The sequence below is a fragment of the Ramlibacter sp. genome (genome assembly GCF_050250995.1).
Lineage (GTDB): Bacteria > Pseudomonadota > Gammaproteobacteria > Burkholderiales > Burkholderiaceae_C > Ramlibacter.
In genome coordinates, this window is sequence record NZ_JBFWNP010000015.1 from 21,004 (window position 1) to 45,398 (window position 24,395).

The window sequence follows — 24,395 nt, forward strand, 5'->3', positions numbered from 1 at the left end:
CCTCGGGGACGGCGCCTGGACCGAGAACGGAGCATCGCTTATCGAGCGGGGTCACGCAGCCGCCCACACGGTAACCTCGCCCGCCATCGAGCCCCGCCGTGGACTCGGCATTCGAGGCCGGATGAAGATCTCGACGTCGCGATCCATCAGGGTGATGAGATGCAGGAGGCGTTCGCTCGAGAAACGAGCCAGCTTGAAGCGCTTCAGCTCCGAGACATGAGGCTGGGAAATCCCAAGGCGCTTCGCGGCAACGGTCTGTGTCATGCCTTCGAGAAGATCGATGAGCCGCATGGCCAACTGCACACGCAGACGTCGGTCGTCGGAATCCGGCAAGCCGAGATCCGCGAATACATTGCCCGAGCCGGTTTCGACATATCCCGACGCGGGGTGTTTGGATTTAGCTTTCATGGTGTTCCTTGTAATGCTTCTGAGCCACCTTGAGCCTGTCGTGAATCAGGTCCACATCATTCTGCGCGGTACGGATTCCGCTGCTTGACTTCTTCTGGAAGCAGTGGAGCACATAGACCGCCTCGGCGAAGCGTATCGTGTACACCGCGCGAAACGCGTCGCCGCGGTGCGTCTCCACCAGCTCCAGCACCCCTGAGCCCTCGCCCTTCCATGGCTTGGCCTGTGCCGGCGTGGCTCCCATCTGCACCGCGCCGAGTGCATAACCCAGGTCGTCAACCACGCCAGCCGGCATTGCCAGCAAGTCCTTCTTGGCAGAGCCGACCCAGTGCAGGGGTTTTTCTCGGAGCGGTAAGCGCATCGGCTCCAATATACCGTATTCGGTATGGGGGCCGAATACCGCCCCTCGGTGGAAGCGCCGTCAAAGGACAGCGCTCACGCCGCCGGCTCCCGCAGTGCCAGCACGAATGCCACCACCTCGGAGAACGATCGCACCACCAGATCGACCGGGCCGCGCACCAGCGCCTCGTCGGCGAGCCCTTCCTGATAGGGCGGCTTCACCGTCAGGACCATCGCGTACGGGTAGGCGTCGCGCAGCTTGAGCGAGGCGGATTGCCACGCCTCGTGGTCCTCTTCCAGTGGGTAGGCGAGCACGACCGTGGAAACCAGCACGGTGCCACCGACCGCCGCCGGGCCGGGAACGCTCCCGCCGTAGTCCCAGCGGGCATCGACAGAAATGCTCCTCGTCTCCACGCCTTCGTCGCGCAGCGACTGGCTCAACAGTTCGCACATCAGGCCGTCGCGCTCGGTATCCAGGCCCGCGCAGAGCACGTGCGACGACTTCAGGTCCTCCCGCGACCCCGGCCAGAGGCTCAGCCGCGTCGAGCGCACCTGGCGCAGATGGGCGCCGATGTCTGCCTCCAGCAGCGATGCCGATCGGCGCCTGCGGCTCGCATCGACGGCCGGCGCCGCCTGGTCGAGCGCCTCCGCGGCCTGCCGGATGCTCAGGCGCACGCGCTCCTGCTGCTCCTTGCCGATGCGCGACTGCCGCGCATCCGACGAGGCCAGCGCGAGCGCGGGCAGCACGACCTGGTCGCAGTAGCGCGCGAAGTTGTTGCGGCGCAGGTACGGTCGCGCGGCCGCCACGATGTTCTGCGGATCGCCCGACAGCGCTTGCTGGTAGAAGCGCAGTCCTTCGGACAGCCCCGGCGTTTCGCCGAAGATGACGGTGATCGGCTCCAGCGCGCGGATGTAGCGTCCCGCCACCACGAGGCACAGCGTCATCGGCGTGGACAGCAGCAGCCCCAGCGGCCCCCAGACCGAGCCCCAGAAGATCGCGGAGAGCACCACGCCCAGCGGCGCGAGGCCGGCCGTGTGTCCATACACCTGCGGCTCCACGAAGTGCGCCACGAGGCCCGACAGCACGAGGAAGCTGCCGATGCTCCAGAACATCAGCGACCATCCGGGATCGACGGCCGCCGCGAACGCCGCGATGGAGACACCCGCGCCCAACGCGCCGACATAAGGCACGAACCGCGACAGCGCGCCGAGCGCACCCCAGAGCGCGGGATTGGGAATGCCGACGATCCACAGCGCCAGGCCCAGCACGACGCCGAATGTCGCATTCACGACGAACTGCGAGAACAGGAAGCGCGAGACGCCCTGGGCGGCGTCTTCGATGGCCTCGATGGTCCCGCCCACCTCCGCCTCGCCCGCAAGCCGGATCACGCGTTCGCGGATGGTCTCGTGGCCCAGCAGGATGAAGACCAGCAGCACGAGCACCATCCCCGCCTTCGACAAGGGACCCCAGAGGGACGACAGGAAGAAGGCCGTGGGGTCGTTACGCGTCGCCAGCGCGTCGGAGTGGGGGGCAGGCGGGCGCGCGGCAGGCGCATCGGGAACGATGGTGACGATGTCGGAGCGGAATTTTTCCAGGGGGTTGATGACCACGTCGCGGGCGCGCTGCAGCTTGCTCCGGATCGCCTGCTTGTACTGGGGCAGGTCGCTCGCCACATCGACGAATTGCGAGGTGAGGAAGATGGCGGCGAGGCCGATGCTGAGGGTTGCGATCAGGACCGCGATGGCCGCGCCTCCTGCGTGGCCGAAGCCCTTGCCCGCGAGCCGGCGCTTGAGCGGCGCGAGCGCGAGGCTCAGCACGCCGGCGAGGGCCAGCGGCGCGAGGACTTCGCGCCCCACATAGAGCAGGGCGATGACACACGTGGCAGCGATGATTCGCGAAGCACCTGAAGACGGGGCGAGAGAGATGGGGCGCATCGCGAGGCGGCTGGGCCGGAGGCCGGGGGTTGGAGGGAGGTCGGGTTTGAGGATACCTGTTGCGGGCGACCCGGTGGGGTTTCGAAACGTGAAGTCGGCAGTCTCTTCGCGCGCCGATCTGGAGATGGCGCAGGTTCTCGCCGTGGGCTTCTACGGACGCAGCTCAGCGTGAGCTTGCAGGCGGGCCGGCATCCGTCAGGCCGGGGCCATGAATCATTCGAGCGACACCTGCTTGTGCGGCCGTTGCCTCGCACAGGGCACAAGGACGCGAGGTGGAGTAGAGCACCGCGCCGCGGAGGGCGTCCGGGCCGAATCGCTCGCGTGCGTCGCGGATGGCTTCGCGTTCGGCATGGGCGTCGGAGTCCTTGCGCTGGATGACGCGGCTGGGGGCTTGACCGACGATGCGGTCGGAGTGAACGACGACGGCGCCGTAGGGTTGGTCGCCTTGGGCGAGGGCGAGGCGGCGCATGGATTCGGCGGCTTCGTACCAGCGGTGCTGGGGGAGCGAGGGTTGGGCGCGAAGCGCCGGGACGGCGACGACGGTGGATAGCGCGAGGAAGGGGCGGCGTTTCATTGTTTGAAGCGGAAGGGCGCCGATGCTGTTGCGAGGCGTGCAGACCGAACTCAGCCAGCGAGCAATTGTTTCGTCAACGGATCATGCTCGCCGCCGAAGAAGCGATCAATGCATCTCGTGAAGATCGGGTTCGACGACACTGCCTCGAACAAGGTGAGGCACGAGCGGAGTTTCATTGCGTCGATGTCGCCGAAGATTTCTTCCGCCGACGCGCTTCTCGCATTCAACAAGACGTTGCAGCATTCGAGCAGACGTGGGCCGAGCACGGGGTGGTCAAGGTAAGCCCGGGCCTCGTCGAGGCCGCTGATCCCGTAGAACTTCGCGGTGTCGCTGCGACCGAGCGCAGCAAGCTGGGGGAACACAAACCACATCCAGTGCGATCGCTTCGCCGACTCGTCGAGTTCCGCTCTCACCGCGCGCCAGACCGGGGCTTGTGCGTCGACGAAGCGTTGGAGGTTGAACGGGTCCATTTCTTCAGCATATTCTGCTTCGACTTGACAGCCGTTCGCTAGCCCAGCGGCTCTCCTTACATCGGTCCGTCCGATTCGTCTGCCCAACGAATTGAACCGCGCCCGTTTGTCCGAATGTGACCGCCGGCTGGTTTCCTTACGCAAGGGCTTCGATAAAGAAGTGCATTGGAGCCTAGGCCGCGGGACCTTGTGCCCGCTGCTGCCTCGGTCAACACGGATGACAGTTTCTGGCCGGAAGCAGACATCAGCTTCTCACCGGTTGCGGAGTCGGAAAGAGCCGCCGCGCGAGACGGATCGAAAGCAGGCTCACGTCTTGCGCCGCGGTGGCTTCACTTGGGCGGCTGAGGTGACCGGTCGAAGTGAGGAATCTTTCCATCGAGGCAGACCCAAGGCTGCGCGCTGGACGTCCATATGTCGAGCATCGGCGCAAAGCTCGCTGCATCTTCCAGCGTCGGGAACCGGATCGACGTGAATTGCGGATTGGCCTCGCTCTGCGTGAAGAGAGGAGTGCCGCAGTCGGCGCAGAAGGTACGCGTGGTGTGCATGCCGCTACTTGCGCGAACTGAGTGCGTTGCCGGACTGCCTTGCACCTCCAGATCGGCACTCGCGACGACCACGCCGGATGCAAACGGCGCCCCGCTGGAGATCTGACAATCGCGGCAGTGGCAGTTCAGCATCGCGAGCGGCGCGCTCCGGCACGTGTAGCGCACCGAGCCGCATGCGCATCGGCCGGAGAGATTCGAATCCATGCTGCGATTATGGGACGTCCGCTTCCGACCCAAAGCAGACATTGCTCCCCCTCAGGCACCGGCCAGCGTGGGCACGGTCCGCCGCGCTCCATCCGGATATCCCTCACTAGCACTGCTGGCTACCGCTCGACCCTTCAATCCGGAAACCGCTCGACGTGCGTTTCTCCATTGCGGCCGAAGTACGTGACATGGCGTCCGGTCATCCAGACCGTGTAGCCGATGCACCCCGCGCGCTGCGAGAGTGCCTTGAACTCGGGGTACATCACCCGTCCTTGCTGGGCCCCCAGGATTGCCGCACGCACAGCGTCTGCGTCGAAGGTTTTGGGAGTCGCGCCAGAGGCAGGATCGAAAGCGAGGTCCAGCGTGTCGCCGTCGGCCAGGTAGAAAGTCGTTCGGCCTGAGCGGTAATCGACATGGTACGACTCGACCTCGACGGCCAGGAGTCGTCCAACTGCTTCGCCGAAATGGATCTCGGCCCCGTTCGATGCCTCGAACGTGGACTGGATGACGGTCCTGGTGTTCTCGTGCATGGTGCTTCTCTTCATCGGATGGGTTTCCGCCCCGTTGCCGCATCACGGTCGAGAACGTACTTTCGCGCCTCATGCCACGGAATGGACTTGCCACTCGCCAGGAACCGCTCCATCCGCGCATCCGCCTCCTCGTGAAAGTCTGCGTGACGCTCGACCCTCTCGGTCTCGTGCGCGATGGCTTCGACCATGAGTTCGTGCGCCGATACTCCGGCGCGCGCCGCCGCGCGGGCGATGCGCTGTTTCAGGTCGTCGGAGATTCGGCTGTTTGTGATGCTCATGGAACCCTCGCGCGTCAGCGTAGCACGCGTGTGCTCCATGGGGCAGGCATGAAAGTCCGCGCGCAGTAGCCGAAGTTTTCGCCCGAGTCCCCCGAACCGCCGGGACCACCTGATAATGCCCCTTCGCTCCTCGCCCGATTCGCAGTCCCCTCGATGTTCCGCCACAGCCTCACCCACCCCACCCGCACGGCCCGCATCGTCGTGCTGGCGTGGCTGTTGGCGATGCTGCTGGCACAGACGCTTGGCCTCATCCACCGGGGCGCGCACATCGAGGGCATGCGAAAGAGTTCCGCTGCGACCGCCCACGCGCATTTCGCGGATTCGCGCACGCACGCCTCGACGCGCATCGAGGCCCTGTTCAACGGCCACACCGCCGACGCCGACTGTCGGCTCTACGACGCGATCGGCCAGGTGGGTTGTGCGCCCGCGGCCACGGTCCTCGTGCACGTCACGGTCTTCAGCACATTCATCATCGCCAGCGGAGCCGAATTCAAGGCCCGCTGGAGCGCGCTCTTCGACGCGCGCGGTCCGCCTCCTTCCCACTGAAATCCCGTTCCCGGCCCATGCCTTCGCGTCCTCACGCGAGGGCGCCGGTCCCGTTCGACTTTTCAGTGAGATGGCCTTGCACAACTTCAACAATCCCATTCCCATCGGCGCAGCGCGCCCGGTATTCGCGGCCACGCTCGCTTTCGCCGCACTCACCGCATCCGCCCAGCAGCCCGACACCTGGCAGTTCGGCTACGCGCTGGACCTCTCCGCCGCGTCGCGACAACTCGCCCTCGGCCAGCGCGACAGAGGCCTCGGCCTCGGCCACAGCGACGTCAGCGCACGCGGCCCGCTCGGCCGTCACTTCGATGCGCAGGTCACCGCCGTCACGCACACCGCCGAGCGCAAGTTCGAGTTCGAACTCGAAGAGGCTTGGCTCCAGACGCGCACACTCCCATCAGGACTGCAGGTCCGCGCCGGCCGCTTCGCCTCCCAGCTCGGCTACCTCAACGAGCAGCATCCGCACAGCGACGACTTCGTCGAGCGGCCGCTCCTGTACCGCGCGTTCTTCGGCGGCCACTGGATCGACGACGGGCTGCGCATCAACTGGACCGCGCCCACCGACGTCTACATGCGCTTCGGGCTCGAAGCCTTTCGCGGCCGCGGTCTCGTCCCCGACGCCGCGGCCACCAAGCGGCCCGGCGTGCTGGTGCTCACGGGGCGAATCGGCGGCGACATCGGCCGCAGCCAGAGCTGGCAGGCCGGTCTGTCGCTGGTGCACAACCGCCGGGGCGGGGCGCTCGAAGACGACGCGGAGGCCGGCCATGCCGAAGACCACGACGACCACGCCTCCGAATCGGAGCCGGCTCACGCACACAGCCACGGCGCCGCATTCGGCGGACGGCGAATGCGCGTGGCCGATCTCGCATGGAAGTGGTCGCCCGATGGCAACAACCGGCAGCAGCAGGTCCGCGTCGCCTACGAACATGCCTGGGTGGACCGCGTGAATCGATTCGCGACCCGCGGCGATTCGCATCGCGCGTCGTACCTCAGTGTCGTGTGGCGCTTCGCGCCCGCCTGGGAAGCCGGCGTGCGCGCCGACCTGCTGAAGGTGCGGCGACCGCACGAAGACCATTTCGACGATGGCCGCCTGCGCGAGTCGGCCCTCATGCTCGCGTACAAGCCGTCCCACACGCAGACGCTGCGAGTCCAGCTCACGAAGCAGAACGACCGCGTCGGCTTTCCCGGCGCGACTCGTGCAGTGCAGATCCAGTACATCCTGACCGGAGGCGCGCATGCGGCCCACTCGTTCTGACTTCCGCCGCGCCGCGTTCAGCGCCGCACTCACATGCGGCGCGCTCTTCGCAACCACTTCCGCGCAGGCACTGAACGTCTTCACCTGCGAGCCCGAATGGGCGGCGCTCGTGAAACAGCTCGCGCCCGCCGCCGACGTGCGCAGCGCCACCCACGCGCGTCAGGACCCGCATCACATCGAGGCGCGGCCCAGCCTCATCGCCCAGCTACGGCAGGCAGACCTGGCGGTCTGCACGGGCGCCGATCTCGAGGCGGGCTGGTTGCCGACGCTGCAGCAACGCTCGGGCAACCCGCGCGTGCAGAAGGGCGCGCCGGGCATGCTCTTCGCCGCCGACCACCTCACGCTGATCGATCCGCGTCCGAACGCTTCCGCGTCCGATGGCGACGTGCATGCGGCCGGCAATCCGCATGCCCACCTCGACCCGCGCCGCGTGCTCGAGATCGCGGAGGTGCTTGCCCGTCGCCTCGAAGCGGTCGATCCGCCGGGCGCGTCGGGCTACCGCTCGCGGCTGGCCGCGTTCCGCACGGACTGGCAGGCGCGCATCGCTCAATGGGAACGCCGCGCCGCGCCGTTGCGCGGCATGCGCGTCGCGGCGCAGCACTCGACGTTCGCGTATGTCTGGCGCTGGCTGGGCATCGAGCAGGTGGCGGACCTCGAGCCGAAGCCCGGCGTGCCGCCGACGCCGGGGCATCTGCAGAAGATCCTGGACGCGGCGAAGGGCGCGCCGCCGCGTGCCATCGTCGTGTCGGCCCACCAGGACCCGCGCGCGGGGCAATGGCTCGCGCAGCAGCTCGGCGCGGGCGCGACCTTGCTGCAACTGCCGTCCACGGTGACGGACGAGCCGCCCGCGAACACGCTGGCCGCGCTGTTCGACCATCTGATCGAGCGCCTGCTCGCGGCGCAGCGATGACGCCCGCGGACTTTGCCTGGCTCGCCGCGCCCGCCGCCGCGCTTCTGGCGGCGACGCTCGCGCTCGTCCCGCTCGGGGCGCAGGTGCTGGCGCGCGGAGTCGTCTTCATCGACCTCGCGGTGGCGCAGGTGGCGGCGCTCGGCGTGCTCGCGGTCGGCATGGCGGTCGAAGGCGCGCCGCCGATGGCGGCGACGGCTGCCGCCGCCGTCGCCGCGCTGGCGGGTGCGGCGTTCGTGCGCTGGCTCGCGCAGCGCTGGCCGGAGCAGCGCGAAGCACTCATCGGCCTCGTGTACGTGGCGGGGTCCGCCGCCTGCGTCGTCGCGGTGGCCTTCGATCCGCATGGGCGCGAACGGCTTACGGCACTGCTGGCCGCCGACGTGCTGTGGGTGCCGTGGTCCTCGGTGCTCCTGCTCGCCGTCGCGGCAGGCGTCGTGGTTACGGTCGCGGCGAGGGCGCATGGGGCCGCGCTCGCGCGCGACGCGATGTTCTATCCGCTGTTCGCGTTGACCTTGTCCGTGGCGGTTCAGACGCTGGGCCTCTATCTCGTCTTCGCATTGCTGATCGCACCGGCCCTCTGGACGCGCCGGGGACACGGCCTCGCCACCGCCATCGCGGCGGGCGGTGCCGCCTGCGCGCTGGGCATGGCCGTCTCCTGGGGCTTCGACGGGCCGAGCGGCGCGTGCGTGGCGCTCTCTCTTTGCCTGCTCGGACTGGGTAGCGCCTGGCGGCTACGTCCGCACTCGGACGACATGCACGGCATAGCTCGGCGTTAGCCTACAGGCGCAGGCTGCGCCCGTCGTTAGGCTACCGCCGATGACGAATGCGACCGAGTGCGATCCGCCGAACTGCATTGCGGCCCCGAACGCGGAGGCGCTTCAACGCGCCATTGCCGCGCGGGACCGGCAGTTGCAGATCGCGACCCACGAGCTGCGCACGCCGATCTCGACGATCCTGCTGAACCTGCAGATGCTGGAGCACGCCTGCCGCGACAAGGATTCGATCGACAGCGCGGTCGTCACCCGGCTCCTGGAAGTGCCCAAGCGGCAGCTGACGCGCCTGGTCCACATGGTCGATCTCCTGCTCGACAGTGCGCAGGTTGAAAGCGACCGGCTTGTCCTGCATCGGGAGACGCTCGACCTCTGCGCGCTCGTTCACGACGTGGCGGCCCGCCATTCCGAAATGGCGCGGGGGCGCGGTTGCGTTCTCGACGTTCGTTCCTGCGAGCCGCTCTTCGGCGAGTGGGACCGGCTGCGGATGGAACAGGTGGTGAGCAACCTCGTGACCAATGCGATCAAGTACGGCGGGCCGCGGGCGGACCTGTATGCCGAGCGCACCGAAGAGGGCGCGCGTATCGTGGTCGAGGACACCGGACGCGGAATCGCACCGGAGGATCGCGCGCGGATCTTCGAGCCCTACGAGCGGCTCGTCACGGCGTCGAGCGGCGACGGGGCCGGCCTGGGCCTGTACATCGTGCGAGAGATCGTCCGTGCCCACGGCGGCCGCATCGAGGTGACCGGCGCGCCGTCCGGCGGCGCACGCTTCACGGTGCTTCTTCCCATCACAACAAATGAAAACATGGATGGCCACGAAAGAAACGTCCTCCGAGAGCGATGAGAAACGCGCCGCTGCGAACGGGCCGGTCGAGCCGCACGCGATTGCGCGAATCGAAAGCCAGATACCGCGGCTCGACTACATCCTGAAGGGCGGCTTTTTCCGGGGCGGCACCTACACGCTGTACGGCCCGCCCGGGGCGGGAAAGACGATCCTGGCCAATCAGCTCTGCTTCAACCATCTGGCGCTGACCGACGGCAAGTGCGTCTACATCACGGTGCTCGCGGAATCGCACGCCAAGATGTTCAATCATCTGTCCACCTTGCGATTCTTCGACCCCAAGGTCGTCGGCACGCGCCTGAAGTACATCGCGGCCTACCAGACCCTGCGCAAGAACGGCCTGCCCGGCGTGCTGTCCCTGATCCAGGCCACCGTGATGAGCGAGAAGCCCGGCATCCTGATCATCGACGGACTCGAGTCGATCGAGGAGGCGGCCGACGAGCGCGTTCACGCCAAGGAATTCCTCAATCAGCTGCAGGCGTTCACTTCGATGACCGCGACCACCACGTTCCTGTGCGCGGTCGACAAAGGCGATGTGAGCCGCAGCGACGAGAACGCGATGGTGGATGGCGTTCTGGAGCTGTCGGACCACCTGATCGGACCGCGCGCCGTGCGCGAACTCACGGTCCACAAATTCCGCGGCTCCGGCTACCTGCGCGGGCGGCACGAAGTGGAAATCACCGACGCCGGAATCCAGATCCACCCGCGCACCGAGATCCAGTTCGACAGCCCGCCGACCCACGGCGACGAGCGGCGCGAGCGCATGAGTTTCGGCGTCAAAGGCCTCGACGACATGATGCGCGGCGGCGTGCTGTCCGGCTCCACCGTGGCCCTGATCGGCGCGCCCGGTTCGGGCAAGACGACGCTGGGCCTCAGCTTCCTCGTCGAAGGCGCCAAGCGCGGACAGAAGGGCATGTATTTCGGTTTCTACGAGCCGCCCCCGCGCCTGATCGAGCGCGCCGAAGCCATGGGCATTCCCCTGAAGGAGCATGTCGACAGCGGCGCCATCCAGCTCGTGTGGCAGCCGCCGCTGGAACACTACATGGACTCGCTCGCGGAGTCGCTGCTCGAGCGGGTGCGCGGCGAGGAGCCGTCCCGGCGGCGCCTGTTCGTCGACGGCGTCCAGGGCTTCGCCGCGGCATCCGTCTATGCCGACCGTTTGCCGAGATTCCTTTCCGCCCTGACGAACCAGCTGCGCGCCTGGGACGTGACGACGCTCATTTCCGAGGAGCTGCCGCTGTTCGGCACGGAGCTCGAGGTGTCCACGCCGGAGCTGGCGCATGTCGTCGAAACGGTGCTGCTGCTGCGGTATGTGGAGCTGAAGTCGCAGTTGCACCGGCTCATCTCGATCATGAAGATGCGCGAGAGCGACTACGACAGTTCCATCCGCGAGTTCAAGCTGGGTGCGGGCGGACTGAGCGTCAACGATTCCTTCGAGAGCGCGGAAGCCATCCTGTCGGGCTTCCCGAGGCGCGTGGGGGGAATGCAATGAAGAAGATTCTCGTTGTCGACGACGAGTTCGACCTTCTGGAGACGATCTGCGCGACGCTGGAGATGGGCGGGTACGAACCCATCCGGGCCGGCAACGGCCGGGAGGCGCTGGAGATCGTGGAAGGCGCGCAGCCCGACCTGGTGCTGACCGACGTGATGATGCCTTACGTGTCCGGCTACGAACTCGTCGCGGCGCTGCGCAAGAAGTCGCAATGCCAGGACGTTCCGGCGGTGATCATGAGCGCCATCGATGTTTCGCAGCATCCCGAGGGGACGTGGATTGCGGTGCTGAAGAAACCCTTCACGTTCGAGACGCTGCTCGGCACGGTGGAGAAGATCGTCGGCAAGTGACGCGGTGCCGCCGCCGCGCCGCTACCCGCGGTGCAGCGGCGCGCGCCCGGGCTGCATGTACCCGTAACGCAGGTTCGTGCGGCCCTCGCCGTGCAGATCGTATTCGGCCTTCGCGACAGCGACGAAATCGTCCTTCAGCGCCGCGCGCTGTTCGGGTCGGTAGTGATAGAGCCGCGCGGAGTTGTCGCCGAAGATCTGGCGCTTCACCGGACCGTCGGCCGCGCCGAGCGGCGCAAAGCCGTACTTCTGCTGCATGTCCTGCGGGATCTCGAGCCGGCGCAGCGCCTCGATCTGCCACTGCGGCGCGCCGGTCCACACCGCATCGGTGCCCCACACGACATGATCGGCGCCGAGTCCCGCGACCAGCTGGCCCATCATGGCGGCGCACAGCCGCGGCTCGGACACCGTGCTCTGCGCGAAGATCTGGCCGAGGTCGGCGTACACGTTCTTCACGCCGTGCTTGCGCGGAATCTCGGCGAGGTCCGTCACCCAGTCGATGCGTCCGGTGCGCTCGAACTGTTCCCACGACGGCGCGACCGGGCCGGACCGGTAGCCCGAGTGGTAGACGATGAAGTTCAGTTGCGGCCAGTCCTTCGCCGCCTTCGCGACGTCGCGCACGTCGGCATGCTTGAGCAGATCGGGGAAGCGCTGCGTCACCGACTCTGGGAACAGGCCCTTGTGGACGCACACGTTGGCGAGGCTGGGCCGCGTGCGCGCCGCGCGCGCCAGCTTCTCGTAGAAGGGATAGAGCAGCTTCTCGTCGTCCAGGTGCCAGGGGTGGCGCGCGAGATGCTTGTTGGTGTTGTCGCCGACGGTGTAGCCCTTGAACGAATCGGGCTTCAGCTTCTCCAGGTCCTCGTCGACCTTGTCCAGCCAGCCGGGCAGGCCGGGCATGAAGATCGCGTGCGAGAACATGCGCCGCGCGCCGGCCTTCATGTTGACTTCCTCGCGCGCCTTCGCCTTCATCTCGTTCGTGAGGAACCAGTCGCGCGGGTCTTCGGAGCCGGAGCCGGAAATCAGCGCCACCTTCGTGTCGCTGTCGAGCCAGATCTCCTTGAAGTAGTTCGCGAACTTCAGGTCGTCGAGCGTCTGCGGCTTGCCGACCAGCGCGGGGTTCCAGCCGGCCTTGCCCACCGCCTCGCGCGAGCGCACGAAGCCTTCGAGCCGCGTGTCGTCGCGCAGGAAGTGCGTGTGCATGTCCATGATGAACTGGCCCTTGAGCCCGGCCGCGCGCGCATCGGCCATCTCGGGCGTCGCCGCTTCGGCGCGGCTCACGAGGTAGAGTGGGCCGAACGTTTCGTTCATCGCGACGAAGGCGGCGGCCATGCCCGCGGCGCTCTGGAAGAAGCGGCGGCGCGACACGCCCTGGTGCTTCGCGAGCTGCGTGCCCAGCGCGCCGATGCGCGATTCGAACTCGCGCTGCTTCGCGGACTGCGGCGCGGGCAGGTACTCGTCGCTTGACACCGGTCGCGTCGGGATGGGGCTGCGAAACCGGTCGCGCTCGGCGGGCGTCAGGCGGGCAATGTCTTCGACGGACAGCATCGGGGACTCCTGGGGGCGGGGCGCGGGAATTCAGTGTAATGGCAGCCTGCCCCTGGCATCTCTCCGACAATACGTCCATGTCCCGAGATTCCACCCTGACGCCCGAGCCGACATCCGTACGCACGTCGGCGCCGCGACGCAAGCCGCCGCGGCCGGTGCCGCCCCTGCTGCAGAAGCTGTTCGAGCTGTATCCCCGCCTGTTCGGCGCGAAATTCCTGCCGCTCAAGCGCGGCGTTTTCGAAGACCTGCTGGCCGCGCACCCGGAGGCGCTGCCTGCCGCCGAGCTGAAGGTTGCGCTGGCGGTCCACACGCGCTCGACGCGCTACATCGAGGCCGTCGCATCGGGCGTGCCGCGTCACGATCTGCAAGCGACGCCTGTGGAGCCCGTGGCGCCCGAGCACGTGCATCACGCGATCCTGGAGTTGTACAAGCGCCGCGGCGGCAAGTCGCCGGAACAGGCACGCGAGCGCGCCGTGGCGCAACTCACGGCCGCGATCGAGGCCTCGGGGCTGGGGCGCGAAGACTACCGCGCGCGCTTCGTTTCGGCCGACGGCGACATTCAGGCGCTCGTCGAAGATGCGCTGGCGATCGTGGCGCAGAAGAACGCGCGCCGCGAGGCCTTGCAGAACGCGTTCAAGGCCAGCGGCAAGACGGTCGCCGAGTTCGCGCAGATGTATGGCCTGGATCCGGCGGAGGCGAAGGCGCTGCTGCAGTGAACGGGGCGCTCTTCTACCCAGGGTCCTTTTTTCTCTCGAGTTCGTGAAGCAGGACCTGGAGGGGGTGCGAGAGGTGCGCACCGTCCAGCCGATGCGCCTGGCTGCGGCACGAATACCCCGTGGCCATCACAGTATCCGAGCCAGCAGCAGCCAGAGCGGGCGCCCAGCTGAGTCGATAGATGGATTCGGAACTCTGCCGGTTCGCGCGCTCGTGGCCGTAGAGACCCGCCATCCCGCAGCATCCGCTCGGCACGATCTCGAATTCGATGCCAAGATGCCGTGCCACCGCCACCCAGCTGGCCGTGGCAGCCGGCGCGTTGGTTCGCTCGGTGCAATGCGGCAGCAACTTCCAGGTTCGACCCGTACCTTCCCGCTTCGGAATCCGGTCGAGGCGTTGCGCCAGCCACTCCTGGGGCAACGCCACCTGCGGCACCGCGTCCTTCCCGAGGGCCTGGACGTATTCGGCACGGTACGCGAGGGTCATGGATGGATCGACACCGACAAGGTCGACGCCCGCGCGTTCCAGGTCGCGCAGCATTCGTGCATTCCGCTTTGCTGTCGTGCGAAACGAGTCCAGCATGCCCAGAACGTGCTGCGGCTTGCCGTTGGGCAGAAACGGCGCGAGCCACGGACGAAAGCCCAGCACCTGCAGCAGCTCGATCCAGTCCATCACCACGCGTGAGTCGTAGTGCGTCGTGAAGGCGTCCTGCACGATCACGACGCTCCGGGCTCGCTCGGTGTCCGGCAACGCACGCAGCAACTGGGGCGTTGCGACCGCTACACCCAGTCGCTGAGCGGCCTGCGCGGCCTCGACAGTGCCGAGTTCGGGCAAGTCAACCAGTCCGAGCCAGCGCGCGACCGCCCGGCTCAGCGGGTTGTGTGTCAACCCATTGGAAAGACGGGGCGCCCGGGCCGCAATCGGCAGCAGCGACTCCAAGCGCGCGACCAGCAGATCCTTGGCCGGTCGCAAGTACCGGCCGTAGTACGTCTCGAGGAAGCGCGAACGGAAAGCAGGCACGTCGACTTTGATGGGGCACTGGCCCACACACGACTTGCAAGCGAGGCACCCGTCCATCGCCTCCTTCACTTCCCGGGAGAAATCGGCCTGGCCGCGCCGGCCTCGCCACGTATTCAGCGCGCGGTGCGGCCATTCACGCCAGCGTGAAGACCGCTTTGCGTCCGGATCCATTCCCTGCCGCGCCAACAACCGCAGCCACTCGCGCATCAACGAAGCACGCCCTTTCGGCGAGTGCCTGCGGTCCCGCGTCGCTTTCCACGAAGGACACATCGCATCGTCGGGGTCGAAATTGAAGCAGGCCGCGTTGCCGTTGCAGTGCAGCGAATCTTCATTGGCGCTGCGCACGCCGATCGGGATCAGCCGATCATGCTGGCCTCGCGTGGGCACGCCATCGATCCGGGTGAGCGTCTGGCCCGGCGGCGACGCGATCTTGCCGGGGTTGAGCTGGTTGTGCGGGTCGAAAGCCACCTTGATCTCCTGCATGCGCGGATAAAGCGGGCCGAAGAACTCGGGCACGTACTCCGAGCGGAACCCCTTGCCATGCTCCCCCCAGAGCACGCCCTTGTACTTGCGCGTGAGCTCGAAGACCTCGTCCGAAATCTCACGCACGAGCCTTTCCTGCTCGGGATCCTTCATGTCGAGCGCCGGCCGCACGTGCAGGCAGCCGGCATCGACGTGCCCGAACATCCCGTAGACCAGGCCGCGCCTGTCGAGTGCCGCACGAAACTCGCGGATGTAGTCGGCGAGGTTCTCGGGTGGAACCACGGTGTCTTCCACGAAGGGCATGGGACGCTTGTCGCCTTGCATGTTGCCGAGCAGTCCGACCGACTTCTTGCGCATCGACCAGATCGCAGCAGCGGCGCCGGCGTCCTGCGCGACGGTGTAGCCCCTGCGCCCGGCGCCGCCTTGCGCAAGCGCCGCTTCGACGCGCGCGAGCTGCTCCTCCAGCTGCGCCCGTTCGCTCGCGACGAACTCGACGATGTTCACGCCCTCGGCCGGGCCCTGCGGATCGTCCGGGAAATAGTCGCGCACCTTCAGCCAGATGGCGTCTTGCCGCGCGAGGCCCAGCACCGTGGCGTCGATTGTTTCGCTCGACGCCGCCTGCAGCTTCATCAGGTTGCCCGCGTCACGCAGCGCGGCGTCGAAGGTCGCGTAGCGAATGTTCAACAAGGCCGTGAATCGCGGCACCGGCGTGAGCCGGACTTTCGCCTCCGTGACGAATGCCAGCGTGCCTTCGGCGCCGCAGATCACCGCGCTCAGGTCCAGGCGCCCTTCGCAGTCGCACAGGTGCGCCAGGTCGTAGCCCGTCACGCAGCGGTTCAGCTTCGGGAAGCGCTCGGCGATGAGTTCCCCGTCTTCCTCGCGAATGCGGTCCAGCACGCGAAGCACCTGCCCCACCCGATCGTTGCGGCTCTTCGCCGTGAGCAGTTCCAGGGCCGTCAACGGCCGGGAGTGCCACTCGGTTCCGTCCATGAACACCGCCCGCAACGCCATCACGTGGTCGCGCGTCTTGCCGTACAGCACCGAGCCTTGCCCCGACGCGTCGGTGGCGATCATCCCGCCGATCGTGGCGCGGTTCGAGGGAGAGAGCTCCGGCGCGAAGAACAGGCCGTGGGGCGCAACCGCCGCGTTGAGCTGGTCCTTCACCACGCCGGCCTGGACGCGCGCCCAACCCTCCTCGGCGTTGACCTCGAGGATCGCATTCATGTGGCGCGAAAGGTCAACCGAGATGCCATCGGTCAATGACTGCCCGTTGGTGCCGGTGCCGCCGCCGCGCGGCGTGAACGTCAAGGCGTTGAAGCGCGGCTCGTTCGCGAGTTTCGCGATCCGCACGACGTCGGTGTCGTGGCGCGGGAACAGGATCGCCTGCGGGGCGACCTGGTAGATCGAGTTGTCGGTGGCGAAGACGGTGCGCTCCGCGTGCGAGTGCGCGATGTCGCCTTCGAAGCCGCGCAGGCGCAGCTCGGCAAGGAAATCCAGGGTGAGCGACGACGGCCGCTCACCCGCCCGGAGTGCGGGGATCACGCGCGCTTTCCTTCCGCCCGGTGGGCGCTGAACTCGCCGCGCTGACGCTTGAAGCGGTGCGAGGCCACCCGCAGGTGCAACTGCATCACTTGCCTGGCCAGTTCGCCGTCGCCCGCGCGCACGGCGGCGGCGAGATCGCGGTGGTGGCCCAGGCTCTGCACCTTGTCCTGCAGGGTACTGATGAAGTGCGAGCGCAGCACGATCGGCATGTCGATCAGGCTCGTGAGCATGGCGCGAAGCCGCGGCGAGCCGCTGCCTTCCAGCAGCGCGCGGTGGAACTGCGCATTGATGAGCTGCAGCTTTTCTGACAGTTCGCTGCCGCCCTTTGAGATGGCCTTGTCCATCTGCTCATTCAGCGCATCCAGCCGGTCTGCCAGGCCCGCACCGCCGCGGCGAGCGGCAAGGTCCGCGGCGTGCGACTCGAGCAGTCCGCGCAGGTCGAAGGTTTCCTCGATGTCGAACTCGGTCCACTCCGCAACGCGCACGCCGCGATTGGGGTCCGCCGTGGCGAGGCCGTCGTCCACGAGCCGCTTGAGGGCAACCCGCACCGGCGTGCGGCTGATGTCCAGCTCGCGCGCGATGTGCTCCTCCTTCAGCTGGGCGCCTGGCGCATAGGTGCCGCCGACCACCCTCTGCTTCAGGACTTCATACGCCTTGTCGGCGGCAGCAGCCATTTTTGTACCTATTTTGTATTTTCACGACAAACGGTCATCAGCTAAGGGGACGAATTTACGTGCCTTGATTGTTTTTTTATTGTACATTACGCGCACTGCCATCTCCACCCTTCCCAACGAACCATGGTCGGACTCCAAATCCTCAAGCGCAAGCGCCAAGTCTCCTCGCAACTCGTGCAAGCCTTCAAGGGCCTGCCCGTTGCCAACATCAGCGACTGCATGGCGCGCATGACGGCCGCGGGCCCCCGCCTGCGCCCCATGCACGACGGCGCGTATCTCGCGGGCCCCGCGCTCACGGTGAAGTGCCGGCCCGGCGACAACCTCATGATCCACAAGGCCCTTGCGCTTGCGCAGCCCGGCGACGTGATCGTGGTCGATGCCGGAGGCGACCTCACCAACGCGCTGTTCGGCGAGATCATGGTGGCGACCTCCGTGAAGATCGGCTTGGCCGGCATCGTGCTGAACGGCGCGGTGCGCGACTCCGAGGAGATCCGTCGTGGCAGCTTCCCGCTGTACGCGGCTGGCGTGAGCCACCGCGGCCCGTACAAGGACGGCCCCGGCGAAATCAATGTCCCGATTGCCATCGACGGCATGGTCATCCAGCCCGGCGACCTGATCGTCGGAGATGCGGATGGCCTGCTGTGCGTTCCGTTCGACGAGGCCGAAGCGCTGCTCGCTGCAACCCACAGGAAGATGGAAGCGGAGAAGAAGATGATGGCGGACATCGCCGCCGGCACGCTCGACAAGTCGTGGATCGACGAAACGCTGCGGCGCATCGGCTGCAACACGGAGCCGATGTGACGGCGACCGGGAAGCGAGTCGTCCGGTCGGACCTCTGGATCAGCCCTGCGTTCGACGAGCGTCTGGCCCGGGAGAGCGACATTTCCCTCGCCGTGTTCCCGATCGAGGGGAACGACCCGCTCGGCCGCGACCTGCTGGCTGCGGCCCACGTGTACCACATCTCCGCGGCGAAGGACGAGTTGCCGCAGCAATGGTTCGCGCGTGCGGAGCTGCTGTCCCGCTGTCCCGACCTGCTGTGCGTTTCCGCGGGAGGCGCGGGCTACGACACCGTGGACGTTGCCGCATGCACCGCGGCGGGCGTGGCGGTGGTGAACCAGGCAGGCGGCAACGCCGTCTCGGTCGCCGAACACACGCTGGGCTTCATGTTGGGCGTCTCGCGTCGCATGCTGGAGGGGGATCGCCGGATGCGCCGCGAGATCGGTTACACGCGCGAGGACGTGATGGGCCGCGAGATCCGGGGCAAGACGGTGGGCCTCGTCGGCATCGGCCACATCGGCACGCGCGTGGCGTCCCTCGCACGCGCGTTCGGGATGGAAGTCATCGCGACCGACCCATTCCTTTCCTTGGACGAGATCGCGCGCCGTGGCGCCAAGGCAGTCTCGTTCGACGACCTGCTCGCGCAGTCCGACTTCGTGTCGCTGCATTGCCCGCGGGATGCCGGCACCCTGAAGCTGATGAACGCGAAGGCCTTCGCCCGGATGAAGAAGGGCGCGATCTTCATCACGACCGCGCGCGGCGGCATCCACGACGAAGCGGCGCTGGTCGATGCACTGCGTTCGGGCCATATCGCCGGCGCCGGCATCGACGTCTGGGACCAGGAGCCGCCGCCCCTGGATCACCCGTTGCTTGCCATGGACAACGTGTACGCCACCTTCCACACGGCCGGCGTGACGCATGAGGCCCGCCGCAACGTCGCCGCGATCGGCGCGGAGCAGATCGTTGGCCTGTTGCGCGGCGAGCGCCCGCCGCGGCTGGTCAACCCCGAAGTCTGGCCGGCATACGAGAAGCGACGCGCGCGCCTCTTCAGCTGATCCGTTCGAACCATCCAACCCAGGAGACACTTCAAATGCACCGAATTCTTTCCATGCTGCGCAAAGCGCTGCCCGCCCTCGCACTGTACGTGGCCGCTGCCGCGCCCGGCCTCGCCCACGCAGCCTACCCCGAGGCGCCGATCAAGATGATCGTGTCCTACTCCGCCGGCGGCGGCACGGACATCACCGCCCGCCTGTTGGCCCAGTACATGCAGAAGCATCTGGGCGCGAACGCCTCGATCGCGGTCATCAATCGCCCGGGCGCGGGCGGCGGCATCGGCTTCGCGGAACTGATGAATGCGCAGCCCGACGGCTACACGATCGGCTTCATCAACACGCCCAACGTGCTCACGATTCCGATCGAGCGCAAGGCGCCGTTCCACTGGCAGAACTTCGACCTGCTGGGCAACATCGTGGACGATCCGGGCAACTTTTCCGTGCATGCCGACACGCCGATCAAGAACCTCGCGGAACTGGTGACGTACGCGAAGGCGAATCCCGGGAAGGTCACCTACGGCACCACCGGCATCGGCTCCGACGATCACCTTGCCGCGCTGTCGTTCGAGAAGGCCGCGGGCGTGAAGTTCACGCACGTGCCTTTCAAGGGCGCCGCCGAAGTACACAACGCAATCGCCACCAAGCAGATCTTCATGGCGGCCATGAACATCGGCGAGGCCATGCAGTACCAGAAGGGCGGCACGCCGCTGCGCCATCTCGGCACCATGAGCGAGAAGCGCTCGACGCTGGCGCCGCAGGTTCCGACGTTCAAGGAACAGGGCTTCAACGTGATCATGGCCTCCCTGCGCGGCGTCGCGGCGCCGAAGAATCTGCCGCCCGCCGTGCGCGAGCAACTGGTGGCCGCAGTCCAGAAGGCCGTCAACGATCCCGAATTCCAGGCCAAGGCCGCCGGCTTCTTTGCTCCGCTGCGTTACCTGGCTCCCGCAGCCTACGCGACCGAGCTGAAGAGCGACGAAGCCGAGTTCAGGCAACTGTGGCAGACGATGCCTTGGACGGACAAATAAGCCTTGATTCCGTATCGTCCTGAGGCTTACTCCGCGCGGATCTTCGCCCGCGTCACCACTTCCTTCCAGCGCTTCTGCTCCACCGCGATGAACTGCGCGAACTGAGCCGGCGTGCTGCCGACGGCTTCGGCCGCGTCCTGGTTCAGCCGCTCGATGGCGGCCGTGCTCTTCATGCCCTTGACTGTTTCGGCAGCGAGCTTGTCGATGTTGGCCTGCGCCATCGTCGCCGGTGCGAGCATGCCGTACCACTGCGTCATCTCGAAACCGGGGAAGCCTTGCTCGGCCACCGTCGGCACGTCGGGCAGCTGCGCGAGGCGCTTCGTCGAACCGGTCGCGATGCAGCGCAGCTTGCCCGTCTTGATGTGCTGGATGATGGCCGACGCGCCGACCGACGCGGCCTGCAGGCGTCCCGCGAGCAGGTCGGTGAGCTGAGGACCCGTGCCGCGGTACGGGATGTGCGTGATGAACATGCCGCTCGCCATCTTGAGGTACTCCATGGCGAGATGGCCCGCGCTGCCGTTGCCGGCGGAGCCGTAGTTCAGCTGCGCCGGCTTCGACTTCACGAGCGCGACGAACTCGCGCAGATTCTTCGCGGGCACGTCGGGATGCACGACGTAGAGGCTCGGCACCTTGGCCAGCAGGCTCACGGGCTTGAAGTCCTTGTTGGCGTCGTAGGGCAGCTTGTCGAACATGTACGGGTTGACCGCAAGCGTGCCGATGTGACCGAGGATGACCGTGTGCTGGTCGTCGGCACGCGCGACCTCCTGCATGGCGATGTTGCCCGACGCGCCGGGCTTGTTGTCGACGAAGACGCTCTGGCCGATCGTTTTGGAGAGCTCGCCCGCGGCCGAGCGCGCGATGATTTCGGAGCTGCCGCCGGGCGCGAAGGGCACGACGAAACGGATCGGCTTGCTGGGCCAGGCCTGGGCGAAGGCGCCCAGCGGCGCCGCGACGAGCGCGGCAGCGCCGGTGGTGAAGCTGCGGCGGGAAATTCGGGTCATGGAGCTTGTCTTTCTATGGAGCAGGGCCGAGCCTCGCATTCTCGCGCCTGACCGACAATGCGTGTTTCACCGCATTCATGAGCACCGCCACATTCGCCTCGCTGGGGCTCGCGCCCGCACTCGCCGACGCCTGCGCGCGGGCGGGTTTCGACGCGCCGTCGCCGATCCAGGTGGAGGCGATACCGTCCTTGCTGCGCGGCGCCGACTTGCTGGGCCTCGCGCCCACGGGCTCGGGCAAGACCGCGGCCTTCGTGCTGCCGCTGCTGCAGCGGCTTCTGGCCGGCCCGCAACGCGCCTTCCGGCGGGTGCGCGTGCTCGTGCTCGTGCCGACGCGCGAACTGGCGGCGCAGGTGGGCGAGGTGTTCGCGCGCCTCGGTGCGTCGGCCGCGCGGCCCCTGAAGGTCGACGTGGTCCACGGCGGCGTGTCGATCAACCCGCAGATGATGCGGCTGCGTGGCGGCGCCGACATCGTCGTCGCCACGCCGGGTCGCCTGCTCGACCTGCTCGATCACAATGCGCTGCGCCTGGACAGCGTCGAGACGCTCGTGCTCGACGAAGCCGACCGGCTGCTCGACCTCGGTTTCGCGGCGGAGCGCGACCGCATCCTGGCCGCGTTGCCGGCACGGCGGCAGAACCTCTTGTTCTCGGCGACCTTTCCGGCCGACGTGCAGGCGCTCGCCGATGCGCTGTTGCACGAACCCGTTCGGGTGGAGGCCGCTTCGCAGGTCGAGGCGATTCCGGAGATCGAGCACAGGACGATCGCGGTGGATGACGGACGGCGCACGGAACTGCTGCGCCACCTGCTCCTGCGGCAGGACAAGGGGCAGCGCGCACTCGTGTTCGTGGCGACGCGCCGCGGGACCGAGCACGTCGCGCACAAATTGACCGGGCGCGGCGTCGGCGCGGCGGCGCTGCACGGCGAGCTAAGCCAGTCGCAACGCACGCGCGTGCTGCAGGATCTTCGGGACGGCGCGATATCCGTCGTCGTGACGACCGACCTGGCCGCGCGCGGGATCGACGTGCCCGGCCTCGACCTGGTGGTGAACTACGACCTGCCGCGCTCGGCCGCGGACTACGTCCATCGCGTGGGGCGCACGGCGCGCGCCGGTGCGCGGGGTGCGGCGATCAGCTTCGTCGGCGCCGCATCGGAGGCGCACATGCGACTGATCGAGAAGCAGCATGGTTTGCGTCTCGCGCGCGAGCAGGTGCCCGGATTCGAGCCGGTGGAGGTGGCGCCGCCGGTGCGCGCCGACGCGGGCACCGGCGGGATCAAGGGCCGGCGGCCGAGCAAGAAGGACAAGTTGCGGGCGGCGGCGGCCGATGCCGCCGTGGGGAAGCCGGCGGGCGGTGGCGTGCCGGGTGGCGAAGATTAAGGCGCGCAACGCCGCCGGGGTGCGCATGTCGAACGCCGATCAACCGTCGCCGCGGAAGCGGGTTGTCGCGAGCGGAGACTATGCAAGCATCGGCTCCGGCCCCGGCCTCATCCAGCGGCACGACAACTTCGACACGCTCGTGCGCGACGTCGAGCACTGGCGCGCCGTGTTGACGCAATGGGAAGCGCGGATCGCGCGTTACGAGCAGGTCACGGCGCCCGTGCGTCACGAACTGCATGCCGCATGGCGCGAGTGGGTCTTCGCACTTGACGAAGCGACGCTTCAGCCCGCGTTCGCGCGGCACGAGCGCGAGCAGTTGCGCGGGTGGCTGCTCGAAGCGGCGGGCGCGCTGCTCGAAGGCGAGGACGATGCCGGAGTCGCATCGGTGGCGAACCGTCATGCGGACCCGTCGCCCGCAGCGCCGGGCGATGGCGATCGCGCGATCCACGAGGCCGGCGAAGTCATCGATGACGCGCTGCCGGACTGGGAGCGGGAGGCCGCCGCCGCCGCGGCGCAGCGCGCCGAGTGGGCCGCGCAGCGACGCGCCGCCGCCGGCGAGAAGCGGAGCCGGCAGGCCGCGGAAGACACGCGGCAGTCGTTGCGCGACGTCTATCGCCGGCTCGCGAGCGCGGTGCATCCGGACCGCGAGTCCGACGCGGCGCAGCGCGCGCGCAAGACGGCGCTCATGCAACAGGCGAACGAAGCGTACGCACGGGACGACCTGCATGCCCTGCTGGAACTGCAGCGGCGCGCCGGCGCGCTCGATGCGGCGCAGGCAGTCGCCGCCGACCCGCGCCGCTTGCAGCACTACACGGCGTTGTTGCAGGAGCAGTTGGCGGCATTGCAATCCCGGGTGCGGCAACTCGAGTCCGAATTTCGGGCGGCGACGGGACTCGCGCCGGGGTCGGGGCTGCAACCGCGCAAGGCCGACCGGCAGATCTCCGCGGAAACCCAGAGACTGCGCGCCGACTTGCTGGGCCTGCGTCGCCAGATTGCGCTGTTGCGCGACGTGGAGGAAACGAGGCGGTGGTTGCGCGAGGAGCGTCAGAATCCATGACGCGCTGTCTCCGAGGCTGGCAACTGGGGAGTCGAGGACCTCGGACCGGGCCAGCTGGAAGGCCTTGCGCCACCACCGCCGAGGCGTCACGATGGTTGGGTCGCCGACGGGTCGGGAGGGGCGCCTGCCTTTCGCTTGCCTCGATCGGCGTGATTCTGCAAGGGGCGATGCCATGAAAACGAAGACGATCCTCCTGCTGGCTGCGACGCACATCGCCGCGTGCGCCGCCGGCTTTGCGCTCGGCATCTATTACCTGCCGATCCTCGCCGCGCCGCCCGCGCCGAGCGCGGCCGAGGTGCAGGCGGCCGCCGGGAAGGCAAGCTTCCAGGGCGAGTTCAAGCGGGCGCTGAAGGGCAGCGACGCGCTCCACTGGGGCGAGGGCAAGGTGAGCGTCGGCCCCTCGCACGTCACGCTCGTTGGCAGCGTCGCGCCGGGTCCGGCGTACAAGCTGTACCTCGTGCCGAAATTCGTAGAGACCAACGACGATTTCCGCGCAATCAAGTCGCAGTCCCTGCAGGTCGGCGACGTCAAGACCTTCGACAACTTCATCGTGCCGCTGCCCGCGGGCGCGCCGCTCGACCGCTACGACACGGTGCTGATCTGGTGCGAGGCGTTCTCGCAGTTCATCACGGCGGCGAGATATCGTTGACTGCGCGCCCGCTGGCGTCGCTCCCTCCGATTCCGCCCATCG

26 protein-coding genes are annotated in these 24,395 nt (G+C 67.7%); 14 read left to right on the top strand and 12 right to left on the bottom strand.

Going from position 1 to position 24,395, the window contains the following annotated elements; all coding sequences use genetic code 11:
* Positions 1-51: 51 nt before the first annotated feature.
* From AB7E83_RS12235 to AB7E83_RS12270, 8 genes are all read right to left on the bottom strand, one after another.
* The gene (locus AB7E83_RS12235) at positions 52-408 is read right to left on the bottom strand and encodes a helix-turn-helix domain-containing protein (RefSeq protein ID WP_428569698.1); all 357 of its coding nucleotides are present in this window, start codon (positions 406-408) and stop codon (positions 52-54) included.
* Positions 398-766: a type II toxin-antitoxin system RelE/ParE family toxin gene (locus AB7E83_RS12240; protein ID WP_428569701.1), complete on the bottom strand. Its 369-nt coding sequence runs from the start codon at positions 764-766 to the stop codon at positions 398-400. Before AB7E83_RS12240 ends, AB7E83_RS12235 begins: the two co-directional genes overlap by 11 nt.
* A 74-nt stretch (positions 767-840) precedes the next feature.
* Positions 841-2,679 carry an AI-2E family transporter gene (locus AB7E83_RS12245; RefSeq protein WP_428569704.1) on the bottom strand — a complete coding sequence of 613 codons (1,839 nt, stop codon included), beginning with the start codon at positions 2,677-2,679 and terminating at the stop codon, positions 841-843.
* Positions 2,680-2,842: 163 nt separating this feature from the next.
* Positions 2,843-3,253 carry a deaminase gene (locus AB7E83_RS12250; RefSeq protein WP_428569707.1) on the bottom strand — a complete coding sequence of 137 codons (411 nt, stop codon included), beginning with the start codon at positions 3,251-3,253 and terminating at the stop codon, positions 2,843-2,845.
* A 50-nt stretch (positions 3,254-3,303) separates the two neighbouring features.
* The gene (locus tag AB7E83_RS12255) at positions 3,304-3,723 is read right to left on the bottom strand and encodes a DUF1810 domain-containing protein (RefSeq protein ID WP_428569710.1); all 420 of its coding nucleotides are present in this window, start codon (positions 3,721-3,723) and stop codon (positions 3,304-3,306) included.
* A gap of 329 nt (positions 3,724-4,052) precedes the next feature.
* Positions 4,053-4,472, bottom strand: a complete 420-nt coding sequence (locus AB7E83_RS12260) for a GFA family protein (protein WP_428569713.1) — start codon at positions 4,470-4,472, stop codon at positions 4,053-4,055.
* 134 nt (positions 4,473-4,606) lie between these two features.
* A complete protein-coding gene (locus AB7E83_RS12265; RefSeq protein WP_428569716.1) occupies positions 4,607-5,002 on the bottom strand; it encodes a DUF1398 domain-containing protein in 396 nt (131 codons plus the stop codon).
* An 11-nt stretch (positions 5,003-5,013) separates the two neighbouring features.
* The gene (locus AB7E83_RS12270; RefSeq protein ID WP_428569719.1) at positions 5,014-5,280 is read right to left on the bottom strand and encodes a CopG family transcriptional regulator; all 267 of its coding nucleotides are present in this window, start codon (positions 5,278-5,280) and stop codon (positions 5,014-5,016) included.
* Between the two features lie 153 nt (positions 5,281-5,433).
* Between AB7E83_RS12270 and AB7E83_RS12275 the strand changes: the two genes are divergently transcribed.
* The 7 genes from AB7E83_RS12275 to AB7E83_RS12305 all read left to right on the top strand — a co-directional run bounded on the left by AB7E83_RS12275 (position 5,434) and on the right by AB7E83_RS12305 (position 11,444).
* Entirely contained in the window at positions 5,434-5,826 is a 393-nt protein-coding gene (locus AB7E83_RS12275; RefSeq protein WP_428569722.1) for a hypothetical protein, read from the top strand.
* Between the two features lie 70 nt (positions 5,827-5,896).
* Positions 5,897-7,081, top strand: a complete 1,185-nt coding sequence (locus AB7E83_RS12280; protein ID WP_428569725.1) for a hypothetical protein — start codon at positions 5,897-5,899, stop codon at positions 7,079-7,081.
* Entirely contained in the window at positions 7,062-7,991 is a 930-nt protein-coding gene (locus AB7E83_RS12285) for a metal ABC transporter substrate-binding protein (RefSeq protein ID WP_428569728.1), read from the top strand. The genes AB7E83_RS12280 and AB7E83_RS12285 overlap by 20 nt, the downstream gene beginning before the upstream one ends.
* Complete coding sequence (locus AB7E83_RS12290; RefSeq protein ID WP_428569731.1) at positions 7,988-8,764, top strand: metal ABC transporter permease; 777 nt, start codon at positions 7,988-7,990, stop codon at positions 8,762-8,764. The genes AB7E83_RS12285 and AB7E83_RS12290 overlap by 4 nt, the downstream gene beginning before the upstream one ends.
* A 40-nt stretch (positions 8,765-8,804) precedes the next feature.
* Entirely contained in the window at positions 8,805-9,605 is an 801-nt protein-coding gene (locus AB7E83_RS12295; protein ID WP_428569733.1) for a sensor histidine kinase, read from the top strand.
* Positions 9,571-11,094, top strand: coding sequence for an RAD55 family ATPase (locus AB7E83_RS12300; protein ID WP_428569736.1), 1,524 nt, complete (start codon positions 9,571-9,573; stop codon positions 11,092-11,094). The genes AB7E83_RS12295 and AB7E83_RS12300 overlap by 35 nt, the downstream gene beginning before the upstream one ends.
* Positions 11,091-11,444, top strand: coding sequence for a response regulator (locus AB7E83_RS12305; RefSeq protein ID WP_428569738.1), 354 nt, complete (start codon positions 11,091-11,093; stop codon positions 11,442-11,444). The genes AB7E83_RS12300 and AB7E83_RS12305 overlap by 4 nt, the downstream gene beginning before the upstream one ends.
* A 21-nt stretch (positions 11,445-11,465) precedes the next feature.
* On the opposite strand, the gene AB7E83_RS12310 is transcribed toward AB7E83_RS12305, so the two are convergent.
* Positions 11,466-12,986, bottom strand: coding sequence for an amidohydrolase family protein (locus AB7E83_RS12310; protein ID WP_428569741.1), 1,521 nt, complete (start codon positions 12,984-12,986; stop codon positions 11,466-11,468).
* Positions 12,987-13,063: 77 nt separating this feature from the next.
* On the opposite strand from AB7E83_RS12310, the gene AB7E83_RS12315 reads away from it, so the two are divergent.
* Positions 13,064-13,702 carry a ProQ/FINO family protein gene (locus tag AB7E83_RS12315; protein ID WP_428569744.1) on the top strand — a complete coding sequence of 213 codons (639 nt, stop codon included), beginning with the start codon at positions 13,064-13,066 and terminating at the stop codon, positions 13,700-13,702.
* Positions 13,703-13,715: 13 nt separating this feature from the next.
* On the opposite strand, the gene ydiJ is transcribed toward AB7E83_RS12315, so the two are convergent.
* A complete protein-coding gene (ydiJ, locus tag AB7E83_RS12320; protein ID WP_428569747.1) occupies positions 13,716-16,745 on the bottom strand; it encodes a D-2-hydroxyglutarate dehydrogenase YdiJ in 3,030 nt (1,009 codons plus the stop codon).
* Entirely contained in the window at positions 16,742-17,419 is a 678-nt protein-coding gene (locus AB7E83_RS12325; protein ID WP_428569750.1) for a GntR family transcriptional regulator, read from the bottom strand. Before AB7E83_RS12325 ends, ydiJ begins: the two co-directional genes overlap by 4 nt.
* A 123-nt stretch (positions 17,420-17,542) precedes the next feature.
* On the opposite strand from AB7E83_RS12325, the gene AB7E83_RS12330 reads away from it, so the two are divergent.
* From AB7E83_RS12330 to AB7E83_RS12340, 3 genes are read left to right on the top strand one after another with little or no spacing between them, the layout of a single operon-like run.
* Positions 17,543-18,220 carry an RraA family protein gene (locus tag AB7E83_RS12330; protein ID WP_428569753.1) on the top strand — a complete coding sequence of 226 codons (678 nt, stop codon included), beginning with the start codon at positions 17,543-17,545 and terminating at the stop codon, positions 18,218-18,220.
* Positions 18,217-19,251 carry a hydroxyacid dehydrogenase gene (locus AB7E83_RS12335; RefSeq protein WP_428569754.1) on the top strand — a complete coding sequence of 345 codons (1,035 nt, stop codon included), beginning with the start codon at positions 18,217-18,219 and terminating at the stop codon, positions 19,249-19,251. Before AB7E83_RS12330 ends, AB7E83_RS12335 begins: the two co-directional genes overlap by 4 nt.
* Positions 19,252-19,304: 53 nt before the next feature.
* Positions 19,305-20,273: a tripartite tricarboxylate transporter substrate binding protein gene (locus AB7E83_RS12340; protein ID WP_428569756.1), complete on the top strand. Its 969-nt coding sequence runs from the start codon at positions 19,305-19,307 to the stop codon at positions 20,271-20,273.
* A gap of 26 nt (positions 20,274-20,299) precedes the next feature.
* On the opposite strand, the gene AB7E83_RS12345 is transcribed toward AB7E83_RS12340, so the two are convergent.
* Positions 20,300-21,274 (bottom strand): Bug family tripartite tricarboxylate transporter substrate binding protein, encoded by a 975-nt coding sequence (locus AB7E83_RS12345; RefSeq protein ID WP_428569758.1) that lies wholly within the window; start codon positions 21,272-21,274, stop codon positions 20,300-20,302.
* A 77-nt stretch (positions 21,275-21,351) separates the two neighbouring features.
* Between AB7E83_RS12345 and AB7E83_RS12350 the strand changes: the two genes are divergently transcribed.
* The 3 genes from AB7E83_RS12350 (at position 21,352) to AB7E83_RS12360 (ending at position 24,353) form a co-directional block, all read left to right on the top strand.
* Positions 21,352-22,647 (top strand): DEAD/DEAH box helicase, encoded by a 1,296-nt coding sequence (locus tag AB7E83_RS12350; RefSeq protein WP_428569761.1) that lies wholly within the window; start codon positions 21,352-21,354, stop codon positions 22,645-22,647.
* A complete protein-coding gene (locus tag AB7E83_RS12355) occupies positions 22,634-23,704 on the top strand; it encodes a J domain-containing protein (RefSeq protein WP_428569764.1) in 1,071 nt (356 codons plus the stop codon). The genes AB7E83_RS12350 and AB7E83_RS12355 overlap by 14 nt, the downstream gene beginning before the upstream one ends.
* 172 nt (positions 23,705-23,876) lie before the next feature.
* Positions 23,877-24,353, top strand: coding sequence for a DM13 domain-containing protein (locus AB7E83_RS12360; RefSeq protein ID WP_428569766.1), 477 nt, complete (start codon positions 23,877-23,879; stop codon positions 24,351-24,353).
* Positions 24,354-24,395: the final 42 nt, after the last annotated feature.